Genomic DNA, 16,063 nt, shown 5'->3' with positions numbered 1-16,063 from the left:
GCTAAATAATTACAACAACATACTAATAAGGAAAATAACAATGGCAAAGGGGCAATCTTTACAAGACCCGTTTTTAAACGCACTGCGTCGTGAGCGAGTGCCGGTTTCTATTTATCTTGTCAATGGCATTAAGCTTCAGGGTCAAATTGAGTCTTTTGATCAATTCGTGATCCTTCTTAAAAATACCGTTAATCAAATGGTATATAAGCATGCTATTTCGACAGTAGTTCCTGCTCGTGCAGTAGCTCATCACAGTGGTAATGAACGTGCAGATCGCACTCAAGAGAAATCAGAAGACTAATTGAATACGTTACTTAATTATCAAAAAAGTTGTGTAAGGAGCTTATCGCTTGTTTGACCGGTATGAATCAGGTGAACAGGCGATACTTGTTCATATAAACTTTACACAAGAAGGGGAGTGGGAAGACTTAGCCGAATTTGAAATGTTGGTGTCTTCTGCAGGAGTAAACAACCTGCAAACAGTAACAGGCAGTCGCCAAGCCCCTCATGCTAAATATTATGTGGGCGAAGGTAAGGCTCAAGAAATTGCTGATCTTGTTCAGCTACTTGATGCCGAGATCATTATCTTCAACCATTCTCTTTCTCCTGCTCAGGAACGAAACCTCGAACAATTGTGTAAATGTCGCGTATTAGACCGTACTGGTTTGATCTTAGATATTTTTGCTCAACGCGCTAGAACCCATGAGGGTAAGCTGCAAGTTGAATTGGCACAATTGCGTCACCTTTCTACCCGATTAATTCGTGGTTGGACTCACTTAGAGAGACAAAAGGGCGGTATTGGCTTAAGAGGGCCGGGTGAAACCCAGCTTGAAACCGACCGACGTTTACTCCGAGATAGAATCAAAGCCATCCTACGTCGTTTAGAAAAGGTAGCGAAGCAACGAGAGCAAGGTCGCAGAGCGAGAAAGCGTGCCGAAATTCCAACTGTCTCTTTGGTAGGATATACCAATGCGGGCAAATCCACTTTATTTAACCGGATCACCGAAGCCAGCGTTTATGCTGCTGATCAGCTATTTGCTACTTTGGACCCGACTCTACGTAAAATAGAGTTAGAAGATGTGGGTTTGGCGATTTTAGCGGATACGGTCGGATTTATTCGTCATCTTCCGCATGATTTAGTCGCGGCTTTTAAAGCCACTTTGCAAGAAACCCAAGAAGCTGACATTTTGTTACATGTTATAGATGCCAGCGACGAGCGTTTCAGAGAGAATACCCAAGCTGTCGATATCGTCTTAGAAGAGATCGATGCGCATGAAATCCCTGTTTTGCTTGTGATGAACAAAATAGACAACATGGAACAGCAATCTCCTCGTATTGAATATAACGAAGAGGGCGTACCGACCACCGTATGGGTTTCAGCGATGGAAGGCTTGGGTTTAGATCTACTGTTTCAAGCATTAACTGAGCGTTTAGCCAGTCAAATGGTCGAATATAGTTTGCGCATTCCGCCTTTACATCAAGGGCGTTTACGCAGTGTATTTTTCAATATGAAATCTATTCGACAAGAGGCATATGATTCAGAAGGCAACTTATTGATCGATATTCGTATGCAACAAGCCGATTGGGCTAGATTGCAAAAGAGAGAAGAAGCGCAGTTGGATGACTTTATAGTCATCTAAAAGACTGTTACTTTATAACGTCATATCTAGTGATGGAGATTTCTAATGGCGTGGAACGAGCCTGGAAATAATAATGGAAATAATGGCCGCGATAATGACCCTTGGGGTAATAATGATCGTGGCAAACAGCAATCCGGTGGTCGCAATCAAGGGCCGCCAGATTTAGATGAAGTGTTTAATAAGCTGAGTCAAAAGCTGGGTGGTAAATTTGGTAAGCGTGGTGGCGGTTCATCTTCTACCGGTGGCGGTGCAGTGGGTTTTGGACTGATTGCATTAGTGGCCGTTGTCATTTGGGTTGGTTCTGGCTTCTACACCGTTGGTGAAGCAGAGCGAGGCGTAGTGCTTCGTTTAGGTAAATACGATCGCATCGTTGATCCTGGTCTAAACTGGCGTCCACGCTTTATTGATGAAGTAACCACCGTTAACGTTGAAGCCATTCGTGCACTACAAGCTTCGGGCTTGATGCTAACGAAAGATGAGAACGTAGTAACCGTTGGTATGGGTGTTCAATACCGAGTATCAGACCCATATAAATACTTGTTCCGCGTAACGAACGCTGATGACAGCTTACGTCAAGCTACTGATTCTGCACTACGTGCGGTAATTGGTGATTCATTGATGGACAGCATCTTGACCAGTGGTCGTCAACAAATTCGTCAAAGCACTCAAGAAACCCTAAACAGTATCATTGATAACTATGATATGGGTATTCAAATTGTTGACGTGAACTTCCAGTCAGCACGTCCACCAGAGCAAGTTAAAGATTCATTTGATGATGCTATTGCGGCGCGTGAGGATGAAGAGCGTTTCATTCGTGAAGCTGAAGCTTACAAGAACGAAATCTTGCCTAAAGCAACTGGTCGTGCAGAGCGTTTGAAGAAAGAAGCTCTTGGTTACAGCGAGCGTGTGGTAAACGAAGCATTCGGTCAAGTGGCTCAGTTTGAAAAACTACTACCTGAATATCAGGCTGCGCCAGAAGTCACTCGTAATCGTATGTATTTAGATACAATGGAAGAAGTGTACTCAAATACATCGAAAGTACTGATTGATTCTGACTCTAGTGGCAACCTACTTTACCTACCGATTGATAAATTGGCAGGCCAAGAAAGTTCAGCAACTAAACGTTCAAGTAAGTCATCGTCAACCTACGACAAGATCGAGTTAGATGCAGATAAAGCGAAAACAACTGCACCAGCGACTAACTCTCGTACAACAACGACTACTCGTGAAGGGAGATACTAGGAATGCGTAAGTTAATGATCCCAGTATTGGTGGTTGCACTAGCACTGATGCTAATGTCGGTATTCGTGGTCCCTGAAGGTGAGCGCGGTATCGTTGTTCGATTTGGTCGTATCTTAAAAGATAACAATGATATTTCTCGTATCTATGAGCCAGGTCTGCACTTCAAAATGCCTTTGTTTGACAACGTTAAGCGTCTAGACGCACGTATTCAAACTATGGATGGCCGTTCTGACCGTTTCGTAACGTCAGAGAAAAAAGACGTTATCATTGATTCATACGTGAAATGGCGTATCGAAGACTTTGGTCAATACTACCTAGCAACAGGTGGCGGTAACGCACTGACGGCACAGGCGCTTTTAGAGCGTAAAGTGACTGACGTGCTTCGTGCTGAAATCGGTTCTCGTGAAATCAAACAGATTGTATCGGGTCCTCGTAACAAAGCCGTGTTACCTGACGAGTCAGAGCTAGACGATACAGTTTCTGAAGCAGCACGTGCTGCGGTAGAAATTGATGGTGAGCGTGACAAGATCATGTCTGTAGTACTTGACGATACTCGTCAAAGTGCGATGGATGATTTAGGTGTTCGCGTGGTTGATTTCCGAATGAAGAAAATCAACCTACCGGATGAAATCTCTGAATCTATCTACCGTCGTATGCGTGCTGAGCGTGAATCGGTTGCACGTAAGCACCGTTCTCAAGGTCGTGAGAAGGCTGAGATTATCCGTGCTCAAGCTGAGCTAGAAGTGGCAACAGTTCTTGCTGAAGCTGACCGTACTGCTCGTGTTACTCGTGGTGATGCAGACGCTAAAGCCGCTAAGATCTACTCTGATACTTACAGTAAAGATCCTGAGTTCTATAGCTTTGTTCGTTCATTGCATGCGTATGAGAAATCTTTCTCTGAGAAAGGGGACATCATGGTTCTTGATCCTAAGAGTGACTTCTTCCGCTTCATGAATGATTCAAACGGCGCACCAAAGAAGTAAACTAGATTAAGTATTACAAAGGCTCCTGTTTAGGAGCCTTTTTTGTTGATAGAGGAATAGGCGTGATGTCGCAAGGAATTTGGATAGCCATTGGCTTAGTATTGGTTTTAGAAGGCTTAGGTCCACTGTTAGCGCCTAACGCATGGCGAAAAATGATGGTGCAAATGAGCCAACAGCCAGATAACCAGTTACGCAGATTGGGCGGTTGCTTAGTGGTGGCTGGGGCAGTGATTACTTTTATGTTGTTGTAAAGGCGAGCAACTTAGGGTTTTACACTGAACTTAATTTGAATATCTCTAATTATTTTATAGCGAGTGCTTAAAAAATGACTGCAAATTTAATTTTTCGGTGCTAAAATCCTTTTTTAACTAGCAATCAGAATCGGAAAGATGGGAAATAACGTAGTTGTTTTAGGCACCCAATGGGGTGACGAAGGTAAAGGTAAAATCGTTGACCTTTTAACTGAAGATGCAAAGTATGTGGTGCGCTATCAAGGCGGTCACAATGCAGGCCACACTCTAGTTATTGACGGTGAAAAAACCGTTTTACACTTAATTCCATCAGGCATCTTACGCGATAATGTTAAATGCATTATTGGTAACGGTGTTGTACTTTCTCCGGAAGCCCTTCTAAATGAAATGAAGCCTCTTGAAGAGCGCGGAATTCCAGTACGCGAGCGTCTATTCATTTCAGAAGCGTGTCCGCTAATTCTTCCTTACCACATCGCTATTGACCAAGCTCGTGAGCTTGCTCTTGGTAAAAAAGCTATCGGTACTACCGGTCGTGGTATTGGTCCAGCATACGAAGATAAAGTTGCTCGTCGCGGTCTGCGCGTTGGCGACCTATTCGATAAAGCAGCATTCGCTGAGAAACTAAAAGTAATTATGGAATTCCATAATTTCCAATTAGAACATTTCTACAAAACAGACACAGTAAGCTACGAAGAAGTGCTTGAGCAAGCGATGAGCTATGCAGACCTTCTAACGTCTCTTGTTATCGATGTGACTGATGAGCTAGATGCTGCTCGTAAACGTGGTGATAAAATCATGTTTGAAGGTGCGCAAGGTACTCTTCTAGACATCGACCACGGTACTTACCCGTACGTAACTTCTTCAAACACTACTGCTGGTGGCGTAGCCGCTGGTTCTGGTTTTGGTCCACGTCATATCGGTTACATTCTAGGTATTGCAAAAGCTTACTGTACTCGTGTTGGTTCAGGTCCATTCCCAACAGAATTGTACGATGGTCTAGAAAAACAAGATCCTATCGGTAAACACCTAGGTGAAGTGGGTAACGAGTTTGGCGCAACCACTGGACGCTTACGTCGTACTGGTTGGTTTGATGCTGTTGCAATGCGTCGTGCTGTACAAATCAACTCAATCTCAGGTTTCTGTCTAACTAAACTAGACGTACTTGATGGTCTTGAAGAGCTAAAAATCTGTACTGGCTACAAGATGAAAGACGGCTCTGTACTAGAAGTTTCTCCAATGGCTGCTGAAGCATTTGAAGAAGCAACACCTATCTACGAAACCGTACCTGGTTGGTCTGAAAACACCTTTGGTGCTACATCTCTTGAGCAATTGCCACAAGCAGCTCTAGATTACATCAAACGTATTGAAGAACTAACAGGCGTGCCTATCGACATCATCTCGACTGGCCCTGATCGTAACGAGACTATGATTAAGGTTCACCCATTTAACTAATCATTAAATGATTGACTTTAAATAAAAAAACCGGCTTTCGCCGGTTTTTTTGTGATTGGTATAATGGATTAAAGCACTTTATGCGGACCGAAACACTCGTAGTGAAGCTGGTCTTTATCAAAGCCAAGTTTAACCAACTGTTCTGCTGCAAATTGCATGAAAGGAACAGGACCACAGAAATACACTTCTGCATTGCTTGGTAGTTGTTGTTGGTTTAGCTGAGACAGATCAATCAAGCCTTCAAATTGGAAATCTTCTGCTTGTTTATCACTTTCTAGTGGTGAGCGGTACCAAGTGAACTGCTGTAGGTTGCTGTGCTTGTTACACAGTTCAGTGACGTGATCTTTAAAGGCGTGTTGTTCGCCATTTTCAGCCGCGTGTAACCAAGTCACTGCTTTATCAGAACCTTGCAGTGCTTCTAGCATAGATAGCATAGGAGTAAGGCCAACACCGGCAGAAACCAGTACCACAGGTTTATCTGATTGGGCTTGTAAGAAGAAGTCACCCGCCGGTGGCGCGACTTTAATGATGTCACCTTGTTGTAGGTCATCATGTAAGAAGTTAGACACTCGGCCTTCGCCATCACGTTTTACTGAGATACGGTAAGTTTTACCATTTGGCGCAGCAGAAAGGCTGTATTGACGAATTTCTTGGTTTTCAAATTTCTCAGTATTGATGTAAATACCTAGGTATTGTCCAGGATTGAAATCCATTACCGCTTTGCCATCAGTAGGCTGTAGTACAAAGCTAGTAATAACTGAACTCTCTTGCGTTTTTTTGATAACTTCGAAATCTCTCAGTCCACGCCAACCGCCAGTGTGTTGCTCGTTATCAACATAAATTTCTTCTTCACGTTGAATAAAGATATTCGCTAATACACCGTACGCTTCACCCCATGCATCTAGCACTTCTTGACCAGGAGAGAAAAGTTCATCAATCGTTGCTAGCAGGTGGCCACCAACAATGCTGTATTGTTCCGCCGTGATCATAAAGCTAGTGTGTTTTTGCGCGATTTTTTCTACTACAGGTAATAGAGCGCCGAGATTATCAATATTAGCAGCGTAACCACAAATGGCATTGAATAGCGCTTCTCTTTGATCGCCATTGCGTTGGTTGCTCATGTTAAATACATCTTTTAACTCTGGGTTGTGAGCAAACATACGGTCATAGAAATGAGCGGTTAATTTAGGGCCAGTTTCTGCTAGAAGAGGAGCAGTGGCTTTAACTGTATCGATCGTCTTTTGTTCCAACATCTTAGTATTCCATTTTTAAAGGTGTATTTCATATTCATGTTTAGTGTTCTATAAAATGTATATTAAAGTCAACAAAAGAATTACACTGGGAGGTTGATACGGAGTACCACTATGCAAATTACTAGCTTTACTGACTATGCGATACGAACACTTATTTATTTGGCCGCCCTTAAAAAGGATGAACTTACTAATATCACTCAAGTGAGTGAGGTATTCGATATTTCACGTAACCACATGGTTAAAATCGTGAATAAGCTAGGGCAGAAGGGGTTTATTGAAACGATTCGTGGTAAGAATGGTGGCATTAGACTCAACAAGCCAGCTAATGAGATAAATATTGGTGATGTCATTCGTGAACTAGAACCGATGAAAGTGATCAATTGTGCTCCCGAATTTTGTCATATCACTCCGGCTTGTCGCCTTAAAAGTTACCTGCACAAAGCCAAAGAGGCTTTTTTAGCGGAGTTGGATAAATGCTATCTAGACGACTTAGTTGATAATAATTCCGATTTGATGATTCTTTTGTCTAAAGGATAGACCTAGAATCGAGTTATTTTACTAATTGTTAAAGCATTTTTTCCTTGTAGGGCATTACTAGAATATACTTTACTTAATTATTCTATTTAATGAGCACGCCCATGTCCGATTCTAAATCTCTTGACCCCCATGCAGATCGAGAGGCTAAAAATTACGAGAACCCAGTACCAAGCAGAGAGTTTCTTTTAAGCTTTCTCGAGAGTGCGGGGGTGCCAATGAATCGCAACGATCTATTCACTGCCCTTGAACTGGCAGGTGAAGATCAATATGAAGGCTTACGTCGCCGATTAAACGCCATGTTGCGTGATGGTCAGTTAGTCTTTACTCGCCGTCAATGCTACGCCCTTCCTGATAAACTCGAAATGATCAAAGGTTATGTCATCGGTCATAAAGATGGCTATGGTTGGGTGCGTCCTGAAGGCGTTATCGGTAAAGAGCAGGACTTAGTTCTACCATTTCATCAAATGCGTAGCATCATCCACGGTGACTATGTACTAGCGCAACAATCAGGCACGGATAAACGTGGCCGCAAAGAAGCCAGAATAGTTCGCGTACTTGAAGAACGAGCAATGAAAATTGTTGGACGTTTCTTCCTTGAGTTTGGTCATGCTTACGTTGTCGCGGATGATTCGAGAATCCATCACGATATTCTTATTCCTAAAGAGCACCGAATGGGCGCTCGAATGGGGAACGTGGTCGTAATTGAAGTCACTGACCGTGGCAATCGTTCTCGCGGAATGACAGGTAAAGTGGTTGAAGTGTTAGGTGAAAACCTAGCGCCGGGCATGGAAACTCAAATCGCCATCCGTACTCATCAAATTCCTAATGAATGGCCAGAAGAAGTCACCAAGCAAATAACCTCTCTTGCAGAAGAAGTGCCAGAAGAAGCGAAAAAAGGTCGTGTCGATCTTAGAGAGTTACCATTAGTGACCATTGATGGCGAAGATGCGCGTGACTTTGATGATGCGGTTTATTGTGAAAAGAAAAAAAGCGGTGGCTGGCGCTTATGGGTCGCTATTGCCGATGTGAGTTACTACGTGCGCCCAGATTCTGCGTTAGATAAAGAAGCGATTAATCGTGGTAACTCAGTGTACTTCCCATCTCAGGTAGTGCCTATGCTACCTGAAGTGTTGTCGAATGGATTATGTTCGCTTAATCCACAAGTCGACCGTTTGTGTATGGTGTGTGAGATGACCGTATCTGAAAGCGGCAAGCTTTCTGGCTACAAGCATTATGAAGCGGTAATGAACTCCCATGCGCGTTTAACCTACAACAAGGTTAACGATATTCTCAATGGCGACCAAGAGTTAAATCAACGCTATGAGACGCTAGTGCCGCATCTACAAGAACTGCATAACATGTATCGTATTCTTAAACAGTCGCGTGACCTGCGTGGTGCGATTGAGTTTGAAACGGTCGAAACCAAATTCATCTTTAATGCCGATAGAAAAATTGACCGCATTGAACCTGTGATTCGTAACGATGCGCACAAACTGATTGAAGAGTGCATGATCTTAGCAAATATCGCCTCGGCCTCTTTAGTGGAAAAACTCAAAGAGCCAGCTTTATACCGAGTGCATGAAACTCCGGGCGAACAACGTTTAGTGGGCTTCAAAGACTTCCTGAGTGAGCTTGGTTTAACCCTTAACGGCGGTTTAGAACCATCCCCGACTGATTATGCCGAACTGATGCACATCGTTACTCAGCGTCCGGATAAAGAGCTTATTCAGACAATGCTACTACGCTCGATGAAACAAGCTGTGTATAATCCAGACAACGCTGGTCACTTTGGCTTGGCTCTGAAGCGTTACGCACACTTTACCTCACCGATTCGTCGCTATCCTGATTTGCTATTGCACCGTGCAATTAAGTATCTCATTGCTAAGAAAGAAGGGCGCAATACCGACCGTTGGACACCAACGGGGGGTTACCATTACTCGTTTGATGATATGGATGTGTTTGGTGAGCAATGTTCAATGACCGAGCGTCGCGCTGATGATGCGACTCGTGATGTGACTGATTGGCTCAAATGTGAGTACATGCAAGATCACGTCGGTGAAGAGTTGGATGGTGTGATTGCCAATGTGACAGGTTTTGGGTTCTTTGTCAGATTAACCGATCTGCACATTGACGGCTTGGTGCACATATCAACATTAGCCAATGACTATTATCGCTATGATGCGATCAGTCAGCGTTTAGTGGGTGAGAGCTCAGGGCAAATTTATCGCCTTGGTGACACGGTAAAAGTGAAAGTATTAGCGGTTAATTTGAACGACAAGCAAATTGACTTTGAAATGGTGGGTAGCCAACGCACTCCAAGAGGCAAAGGTAAAACCGCCAAGAAGCGTTTAGTTGAAGATGCCAAGCGTTTCGATAACAAGAAAAAACAAGGCTCGTCAGAGGGAAGACGCTCTAGACGTGCCAAAGCTAAGGTTGAACCAACCGTTCGCCCTGATGGCAGTAAGGACAGTGCGCCTGCTTCTAAAAAGCCAAAATCAAACAAAGCGAAGAAAAACAAAGCACGCGGCAAGAAGAACACAGCTCGTGGCCCTAAGAAATAAGAGAAGCAATTAAATGAGTAACGAATATATTTATGGCATCCATGCAGTGAAAGCTGTGTTGGAGAAAGATCCTGTACGTTTTATTGAAGTATTTGTTTTAAAGGGGCGTCAGGACGACCGTTTGTTACCTTTAATCAATCTATTGCAATCTTACGGTGTTTCTATCCAACAAATGGGTCGCAAAGCACTGGATGACAAAGCAAAAGGTGCAAACCATCAAGGCATTATTGGGCGTGTTAAAGCGGCTAAAGCCTTGAATGAAAATGACCTAGATACCATTTTGGCTGCTGAGCAAAATCCATTACTGTTGATTTTGGATGGCGTAACCGATCCGCACAACCTTGGCGCATGTCTACGTAATGCAGACGCTGCTGGTGTTGCGGCTGTGATTGTACCAAAAGACAAGTCTGCACCATTAACCGCAACAGTAAGTAAAGTGGCATGTGGGGCGGCAGAGACAGTACCTTTGATTCGCGTGACTAACCTTGCGCGCACTATGCGTCACCTACAAGAGCAAAACGTATGGATTGTTGGTACTGCAGGCGAAGCCACTCATGATGTTTATCAAAGCAAGCTAACTGGTCCACTTGCCATTGTAATGGGCGCAGAAGGGGACGGCATGCGCCGTTTAACCCGTGAAACTTGTGATGATTTAATCAAGATCCCAATGGCCGGCTCTGTTTCTAGCTTGAACGTATCGGTTGCCTCTGGGGTATGTTTGTTTGAAGCAGTAAGACAGCGTCTAAGCTAATTTTTCTGCCAATAGCATTGAATAAGATAGGAGCTTCGGCTCCTATTTTTGTGTTGGTAAATGGCAGGCTATTGCCATTTTTATACCTGTAATTTTTATTTTCATCATTTGCATATAACTTCTTTAAAATACAAAGAGTTATGAATCTAAGTGCTTGGAATAAAGGCAAAATAGTTGAGCTGAGAAACTATCTTCTACCGAAAGGGCGTTTTTGCTTGATCTTATTGAGCGGTTTCTGTACTATTTGCCGTCCTTAAAACTCGGTCATTTATCTTTAGTTCCTTGCTTCCTCTGGACGACCGGGCCACTCGTGGAAGCTAATAATCCGTAAGGAGCAACACATGCGTCATTACGAAATCGTATTCATGGTGCACCCTGATCAAAGCGAGCAAGTTGCTGGCATGATCGAGCGTTACACTGGTTCTATCAACGAAGCTGGCGGTACTGTACACCGTCTAGAAGACTGGGGTCGTCGTCAACTGGCTTACCCAATCAACAAGCTTCACAAAGCTCACTACGTTCTTATGAACGTTGAAGCTGATCAAGCTGTGATCGACGAGCTAGAAACTGCTTTCCGTTTTAACGATGCAGTTCTACGCAACATGATCATGCGCACTAAAGGCGCTGTGACTGAGCAATCAATCATGCTTAAGCAAAAAGAAGAGCGTGCAGAGCGTGCTCCTCGTCGCGAAGAGCGTACTGAAGCTAAGCCAGAAGCATCTGCTGAGTAATTGATTGTATGACCAATCGAATGGATTTAAGCGGCATTGTTGCTAAAGATCCTATTCGAACACGAAGCCCCTCAGGGATTTTACATTGCCAATTTTGGCTTGAGCATCGCTCAAATGTAATGGAAGCCGAGCTTCCGAGACAGGTTTACTGTCGAATGCCAGTAGTGGTGAGTGGTAAAAGGTCACACACATTAACTCAAGAACTAGTTAAAGGCAGTTCAATCAAGGTAAGTGGCTTTGTCGCTTATCAAACAAGCCGAAACGGTTTGGGAAAATTGGTTTTACATGCCGAAGATATCACTCAAATTTAAGATCAGGAGATAGCCCATGGCTCGTTTCTTCCGTCGTCGTAAATTCTGCCGTTTTACTGCAGAAGGCGTACAAGAGATTGATTACAAAGACGTAGCAACTCTTAAAAACTACATCACTGAAGCTGGTAAAATTGTACCTAGCCGTATCACTGGTACAAGCGCTAAATACCAACGTCAACTAGCTCGTGCAATCAAGCGTTCTCGCTACCTAGCACTACTTCCGTACACTGATAAGCATCAGTAATCGGTCGGTTTATTAAGAATAGAGGATTAAATAATGCAAGTTATTCTACTTGATAAAATCGGTAACCTAGGTGCACTTGGCGATACAGTTAACGTTAAATCTGGTTACGCTCGTAACTACCTTATTCCTCAAAATAAGGCAGTAATGGCTACTAAAGCAAACGTTGAAATGTTTGAAGCACGTCGTGCTGAACTTGAAGCTAAAGTTGCTGAGCACCTAGCTGCAGCTGAAGCACGTGCTGAGAAAGTTAACTCTCTAGAAGCAGTTGTTATTGCTTCTAAAGCTGGTGACGAAGGCAAACTATTCGGTTCTATCGGTACTCGTGACATCGCTGACGCAGTTACTGCTGCTGGCGTTGAAGTTGCTAAGAGCGAAGTTCGTCTTCCAGAAGGCGCACTACGTAACACTGGTGAGTTCGAAGTAAGCGTTCAACTTCACTCTGAAGTTTTCGCTACTGTGAAACTACAAGTTGTTGCTGCAGAGTAATTTTTTACTCTGAAGATGACTTTAAAACACCGGCCTTGGTCGGTGTTTTTTTATGTCCAAAATTTGCCAAGCGTTAGAATAAGAACAGTAAGTTAACGGAAAACACCGAATCAGTATGGCTCAGTCCATCCGGCACTTTGTTGTGGTATTGGCGGTTGTGTACCAGTTTTAATGCAATATCTTCAGTAATTTCATTAATCACTGAAATCTCAGTATCGGTTCGGGTATTACTTTCCCCGGCAACGACAGTGACATTAGTTCCTACCGACAAAGACTTAATCGGTTTCCAAACCAAAGATAAATTTCCTCGGATAATTGCTTCCTGCACCGTCTCTTTCATGATGATGTCGTCATCATCAATCTCATCTAAATTAGGTTCTTGGTATCGATAACCCGGCCCCAATTCTCCTTCGATTAGTAGATGCTTAGTATTGGTTATCTGATAACCCAAACCTACCGACACGGTATAGTCTGTAAAATAGGCACTGTATTTGGAATCATAGCCATTGAAGTTAGAGTAAGCGTAGCTCTTAGGGCCGAGCTTATAATCCCCTTGCAGATCATAAGTGGATTGTCGTTTGTCTTCTGCGCCATCTTTATACAGTAAGTAATACTTCCATTCCCCAGTGAGACGATAGCGATTTTTAATGTATTCACCGCTAAGACGTGCATTAAGAGATTCTGAGTCAGAATTACCAGAGTGGGCTTGATAGCCAAATTCGACTTCACTTTTGAAGGGGGAAGGGCTTTCGATATCGGTATCAGTTAGCTCTTCCGCATGGGGTGCTGAGCACAGCAGTGATCCCAGACAAAATAGCAATTTCTTTGACACTAAATACCTCAAACTAAAATGTTGCTGATGAATTGTACTTAAACCTGCTAAAAATACGTCAAGATGAGGTAAACAATAATAGATGTTTATGCACTTTATATCCTAATGATATCTTTCTTAAAGTTGCAAATATTCGTGTCTATTTTTATGACCTCATCTATTAAAAATAATTTTCTAAACAGATCATGTTTAGCATTGGTATAATGCAAATAATAGCAAGTCACTGAGCACATCCATGGCAGATCAACGAACGAATAAAAAACAAGATACCCAAGTCGACGCAATTAAGGCTCCACCACATTCATTAGAAGCTGAGCAGTCGGTTATTGGTGGATTGCTGCTGGATAACGAGCGTTGGGATACGGTTGCCGAAAAAGTAATGGCAATTGATTTCTACAGTCGACCTCACCGATTGATTTTTGAAGCAGTGAAAACTCTGCTTGAAGATAGTCAGCCATTGGATTTAATTACCCTATCGGAATTTCTTGAGCGCCGTGAACAGCTTGAAGATGTCGGTGGCTTTGCCTACTTAGCTGATCTGGTGAAAAACACCCCTAGTGCGGCCAACATTAATGCTTATGCAGAGATTGTTGCCGAAAGAGCGGTGGTGCGAAACCTAATTGGGGTTGCCAACGAGATTGCCGATGCAGGCTACGATCCTCAAGGGCGTTCATCTAGTGATCTGGTGGATTTTGCCGAGAGCAAAGTGTTTGCCATTGCTGAAGAGCGTTCAAACGAGAAAGACGGCCCACAAAACGTCGACAATATTCTTGAGAAAACCTTAGAGCGCATCGAGCTTTTATACAAAACCCCACAAGATGGGGTAACCGGTGTGAACTCTGGTTTTAATGACCTCAATAAGAAAACCGCAGGTCTGCAACCTTCTGATCTGATTATCGTGGCAGCTCGTCCGTCCATGGGTAAAACTACCTTTGCCATGAACTTGTGTGAAAATGCGGCCATGGATTCGGATAAGCCGGTATTGATTTTCTCCCTGGAGATGCCTTCAGAACAAATCATGATGAGAATGTTGGCGTCATTGTCTCGCGTTGACCAAACCAAAATTCGTACCGGTCAGTTAGATGACGAAGATTGGGCACGAATTTCATCGACCATGGGTATTCTTATGCAGAAGAAGAACATGTTCATCGATGATAGCTCTGGTCTAACACCGACAGAGCTTCGCTCGCGCGCACGTCGTATTGCGCGTGACAATGGTGGCCTAAGCCTCATCATGGTCGATTACCTGCAGTTGATGCGTGTTCCGGGTATGCAAGACAACCGTACTTTAGAAATTTCAGAGATTTCACGCTCATTAAAAGCACTAGCAAAAGAGCTTAACGTTCCAGTAGTTGCACTTTCACAGCTTAACCGTTCCTTGGAGCAACGTGCCGATAAACGCCCGATCAACTCGGATCTGCGTGAATCAGGTGCGATCGAGCAGGATGCTGATTTGATCATGTTCATCTATCGTGATGAGGTTTATAACCCAGACAGTGCCATGAAAGGGACAGCCGAGATTATTATTGGTAAGCAACGTAATGGCCCAATCGGTTCCGTGCGTTTAACTTTCCAAGGGCAGTATTCTCGCTTTGACAACTATGCAGGCCCTGCATTTGATTATGATGATGAGTAGGAAATATCATGGGTAAATTAAAGGCCGCAGTTGCGTCGATAAACACAGACGCATTACGTCATAATATTCAAAGATTACATGAACAAGCACCGAACAGCCGTTTGTTAGCGGTCGTAAAAGCTAACGGTTATGGTCACGGCTTACTTGAAGTCGCTAAAAATGCCGAAGGTGCGGATGCCTTTGGCGTTGCTCGCATAGAAGAAGCCCTGCAACTTCGCTCTGGCGGTATTGTTAAGCCCGTTTTATTACTCGAAGGGTTTTACTCTGAAAGTGATTTGCCCATTTTAGTGACCAACAACATCCAAACTGTGGTGCATTGTGAAGAGCAGTTGATTGCGTTAGAGCAAGCTGAGTTAGAAAACCCAGTAGTTGTTTGGCTAAAAATGGACACTGGTATGCATCGCTTAGGCGTGCGACCAGAACAATACGACGAATACATTCAGCGCTTACACAACTGCAAAAACGTTGCCCATCCGTTGCGTTATATCAGCCACTTTGGCTGTGCTGATGAACCGGATAATCCAATTACTTCCCAGCAAATCGAGCTTTTCCAAGCGACCACTTCAAAATGTGAAGGTGAGCGTTCAATCGCAGCTTCAGCGGGCATTTTGTCTCGTAGCGATAGCCATTTTGAGTGGGTACGTCCGGGAATTATCATGTATGGCGTATCGCCATTTGATGATAACGATGCACAGCAAATGGGTTATCGTCCAGTGATGACCTTGAGCTCACACCTAATTGCGGTCAATGATCTTAAAGCGGGTGAAAGTGTTGGTTACGGCGCTAATTGGGTAAGCAAGCGCGATACTAAAATTGGTGTTATCGCTGTTGGTTACGGTGATGGCTATCCTCGCACTGCGCCAAATGGGACTCCCGTTTGGATTAATGGCCGTAAAGTGCCAATTGCTGGGCGAGTATCAATGGATATGTTAACCGTCGATTTAGGGCCAGATGCTCAAGATGAAGTAGGTGACTTGGCAGTGCTCTGGGGTGAGTCCTTGCCAGTTGAAGAAGTCGCCAGATACGTTGGCACAATTAGCTATGAATTAGTGACCAAACTGACTTCTCGTGTGATACCTGTTTACATTAAAGATGCTATTTAGCCTATTAAATGACGAGGCAACTCTTCTATAATCGAAAAAAGCGATCGAAT

The 16,063-nt window shown here is 43.6% G+C and carries 17 protein-coding genes; 15 read left to right on the top strand and 2 right to left on the bottom strand.

Translation table 11 applies throughout. The features are described 5' to 3' along the window. Positions 1-40 precede the first annotated feature (40 nt). The 6 genes from hfq (at position 41) to OCU38_RS11425 (ending at position 5,568) form a co-directional block, all read left to right on the top strand. A complete protein-coding gene (hfq, locus tag OCU38_RS11450; protein ID WP_021715018.1) occupies positions 41-301 on the top strand; it encodes an RNA chaperone Hfq in 261 nt (86 codons plus the stop codon). A gap of 49 nt (positions 302-350) precedes the next feature. Next, entirely contained in the window at positions 351-1,640 is a 1,290-nt protein-coding gene (hflX, locus tag OCU38_RS11445) for a ribosome rescue GTPase HflX (RefSeq protein WP_261823148.1), read from the top strand. 45 nt (positions 1,641-1,685) lie between these two features. Then, complete coding sequence (gene hflK / locus OCU38_RS11440; protein ID WP_261823147.1) at positions 1,686-2,882, top strand: FtsH protease activity modulator HflK; 1,197 nt, start codon at positions 1,686-1,688, stop codon at positions 2,880-2,882. Positions 2,883-2,884: 2 nt separating this feature from the next. After that, a complete protein-coding gene (gene hflC, locus OCU38_RS11435) occupies positions 2,885-3,865 on the top strand; it encodes a protease modulator HflC (RefSeq protein ID WP_023405195.1) in 981 nt (326 codons plus the stop codon). 65 nt (positions 3,866-3,930) lie between these two features. Next, complete coding sequence (locus OCU38_RS11430) at positions 3,931-4,116, top strand: DUF2065 domain-containing protein (protein ID WP_261823146.1); 186 nt, start codon at positions 3,931-3,933, stop codon at positions 4,114-4,116. 138 nt (positions 4,117-4,254) lie between these two features. Then, positions 4,255-5,568 (top strand): adenylosuccinate synthase, encoded by a 1,314-nt coding sequence (locus OCU38_RS11425; RefSeq protein WP_021715023.1) that lies wholly within the window; start codon positions 4,255-4,257, stop codon positions 5,566-5,568. 68 nt (positions 5,569-5,636) lie between these two features. Here the strand turns inward: OCU38_RS11425 and hmpA are convergent, their stop codons facing one another. After that, the gene (gene hmpA / locus OCU38_RS11420; protein WP_261823145.1) at positions 5,637-6,821 is read right to left on the bottom strand and encodes an NO-inducible flavohemoprotein; all 1,185 of its coding nucleotides are present in this window, start codon (positions 6,819-6,821) and stop codon (positions 5,637-5,639) included. 111 nt (positions 6,822-6,932) lie between these two features. Between hmpA and nsrR the strand changes: the two genes are divergently transcribed. From nsrR to rplI, 7 genes are all read left to right on the top strand, one after another. Then, on the top strand, positions 6,933-7,358 hold the full coding sequence (nsrR, locus tag OCU38_RS11415) for a nitric oxide-sensing transcriptional repressor NsrR (protein ID WP_023405199.1): 426 nt from the start codon (positions 6,933-6,935) through the stop codon (positions 7,356-7,358). Positions 7,359-7,459: 101 nt separating this feature from the next. Next, a complete protein-coding gene (gene rnr / locus OCU38_RS11410; protein ID WP_261823144.1) occupies positions 7,460-9,919 on the top strand; it encodes a ribonuclease R in 2,460 nt (819 codons plus the stop codon). Positions 9,920-9,932: 13 nt separating this feature from the next. Beyond that, positions 9,933-10,670, top strand: coding sequence for a 23S rRNA (guanosine(2251)-2'-O)-methyltransferase RlmB (gene rlmB / locus OCU38_RS11405; RefSeq protein ID WP_023405201.1), 738 nt, complete (start codon positions 9,933-9,935; stop codon positions 10,668-10,670). 341 nt (positions 10,671-11,011) lie between these two features. Next, positions 11,012-11,401, top strand: a complete 390-nt coding sequence (gene rpsF, locus OCU38_RS11400; RefSeq protein ID WP_021715029.1) for a 30S ribosomal protein S6 — start codon at positions 11,012-11,014, stop codon at positions 11,399-11,401. Between the two features lie 8 nt (positions 11,402-11,409). Beyond that, positions 11,410-11,712: a primosomal replication protein N gene (gene priB / locus OCU38_RS11395; RefSeq protein WP_021715030.1), complete on the top strand. Its 303-nt coding sequence runs from the start codon at positions 11,410-11,412 to the stop codon at positions 11,710-11,712. A 16-nt stretch (positions 11,713-11,728) separates the two neighbouring features. After that, positions 11,729-11,956 (top strand): 30S ribosomal protein S18, encoded by a 228-nt coding sequence (gene rpsR, locus OCU38_RS11390; protein ID WP_000090472.1) that lies wholly within the window; start codon positions 11,729-11,731, stop codon positions 11,954-11,956. A 33-nt stretch (positions 11,957-11,989) separates the two neighbouring features. Beyond that, entirely contained in the window at positions 11,990-12,442 is a 453-nt protein-coding gene (gene rplI, locus OCU38_RS11385) for a 50S ribosomal protein L9 (RefSeq protein ID WP_023405202.1), read from the top strand. Positions 12,443-12,515: 73 nt separating this feature from the next. On the opposite strand, the gene OCU38_RS11380 is transcribed toward rplI, so the two are convergent. Continuing rightward, positions 12,516-13,238: a DUF481 domain-containing protein gene (locus tag OCU38_RS11380; RefSeq protein WP_261824282.1), complete on the bottom strand. Its 723-nt coding sequence runs from the start codon at positions 13,236-13,238 to the stop codon at positions 12,516-12,518. Positions 13,239-13,509: 271 nt separating this feature from the next. Between OCU38_RS11380 and OCU38_RS11375 the strand changes: the two genes are divergently transcribed. After that, a complete protein-coding gene (locus tag OCU38_RS11375; RefSeq protein ID WP_261823143.1) occupies positions 13,510-14,910 on the top strand; it encodes a replicative DNA helicase in 1,401 nt (466 codons plus the stop codon). 8 nt (positions 14,911-14,918) lie between these two features. Beyond that, complete coding sequence (alr, locus tag OCU38_RS11370; RefSeq protein WP_261823142.1) at positions 14,919-16,013, top strand: alanine racemase; 1,095 nt, start codon at positions 14,919-14,921, stop codon at positions 16,011-16,013. The last annotated feature ends 50 nt before the right edge of the window (positions 16,014-16,063 follow it).

Origin of the sequence: Vibrio neonatus, from assembly GCF_024346975.1 — a bacterium.
Classification (GTDB): domain Bacteria; phylum Pseudomonadota; class Gammaproteobacteria; order Enterobacterales; family Vibrionaceae; genus Vibrio; species Vibrio neonatus.
This window is presented reverse-complemented; position numbering and strand designations above follow the sequence as displayed.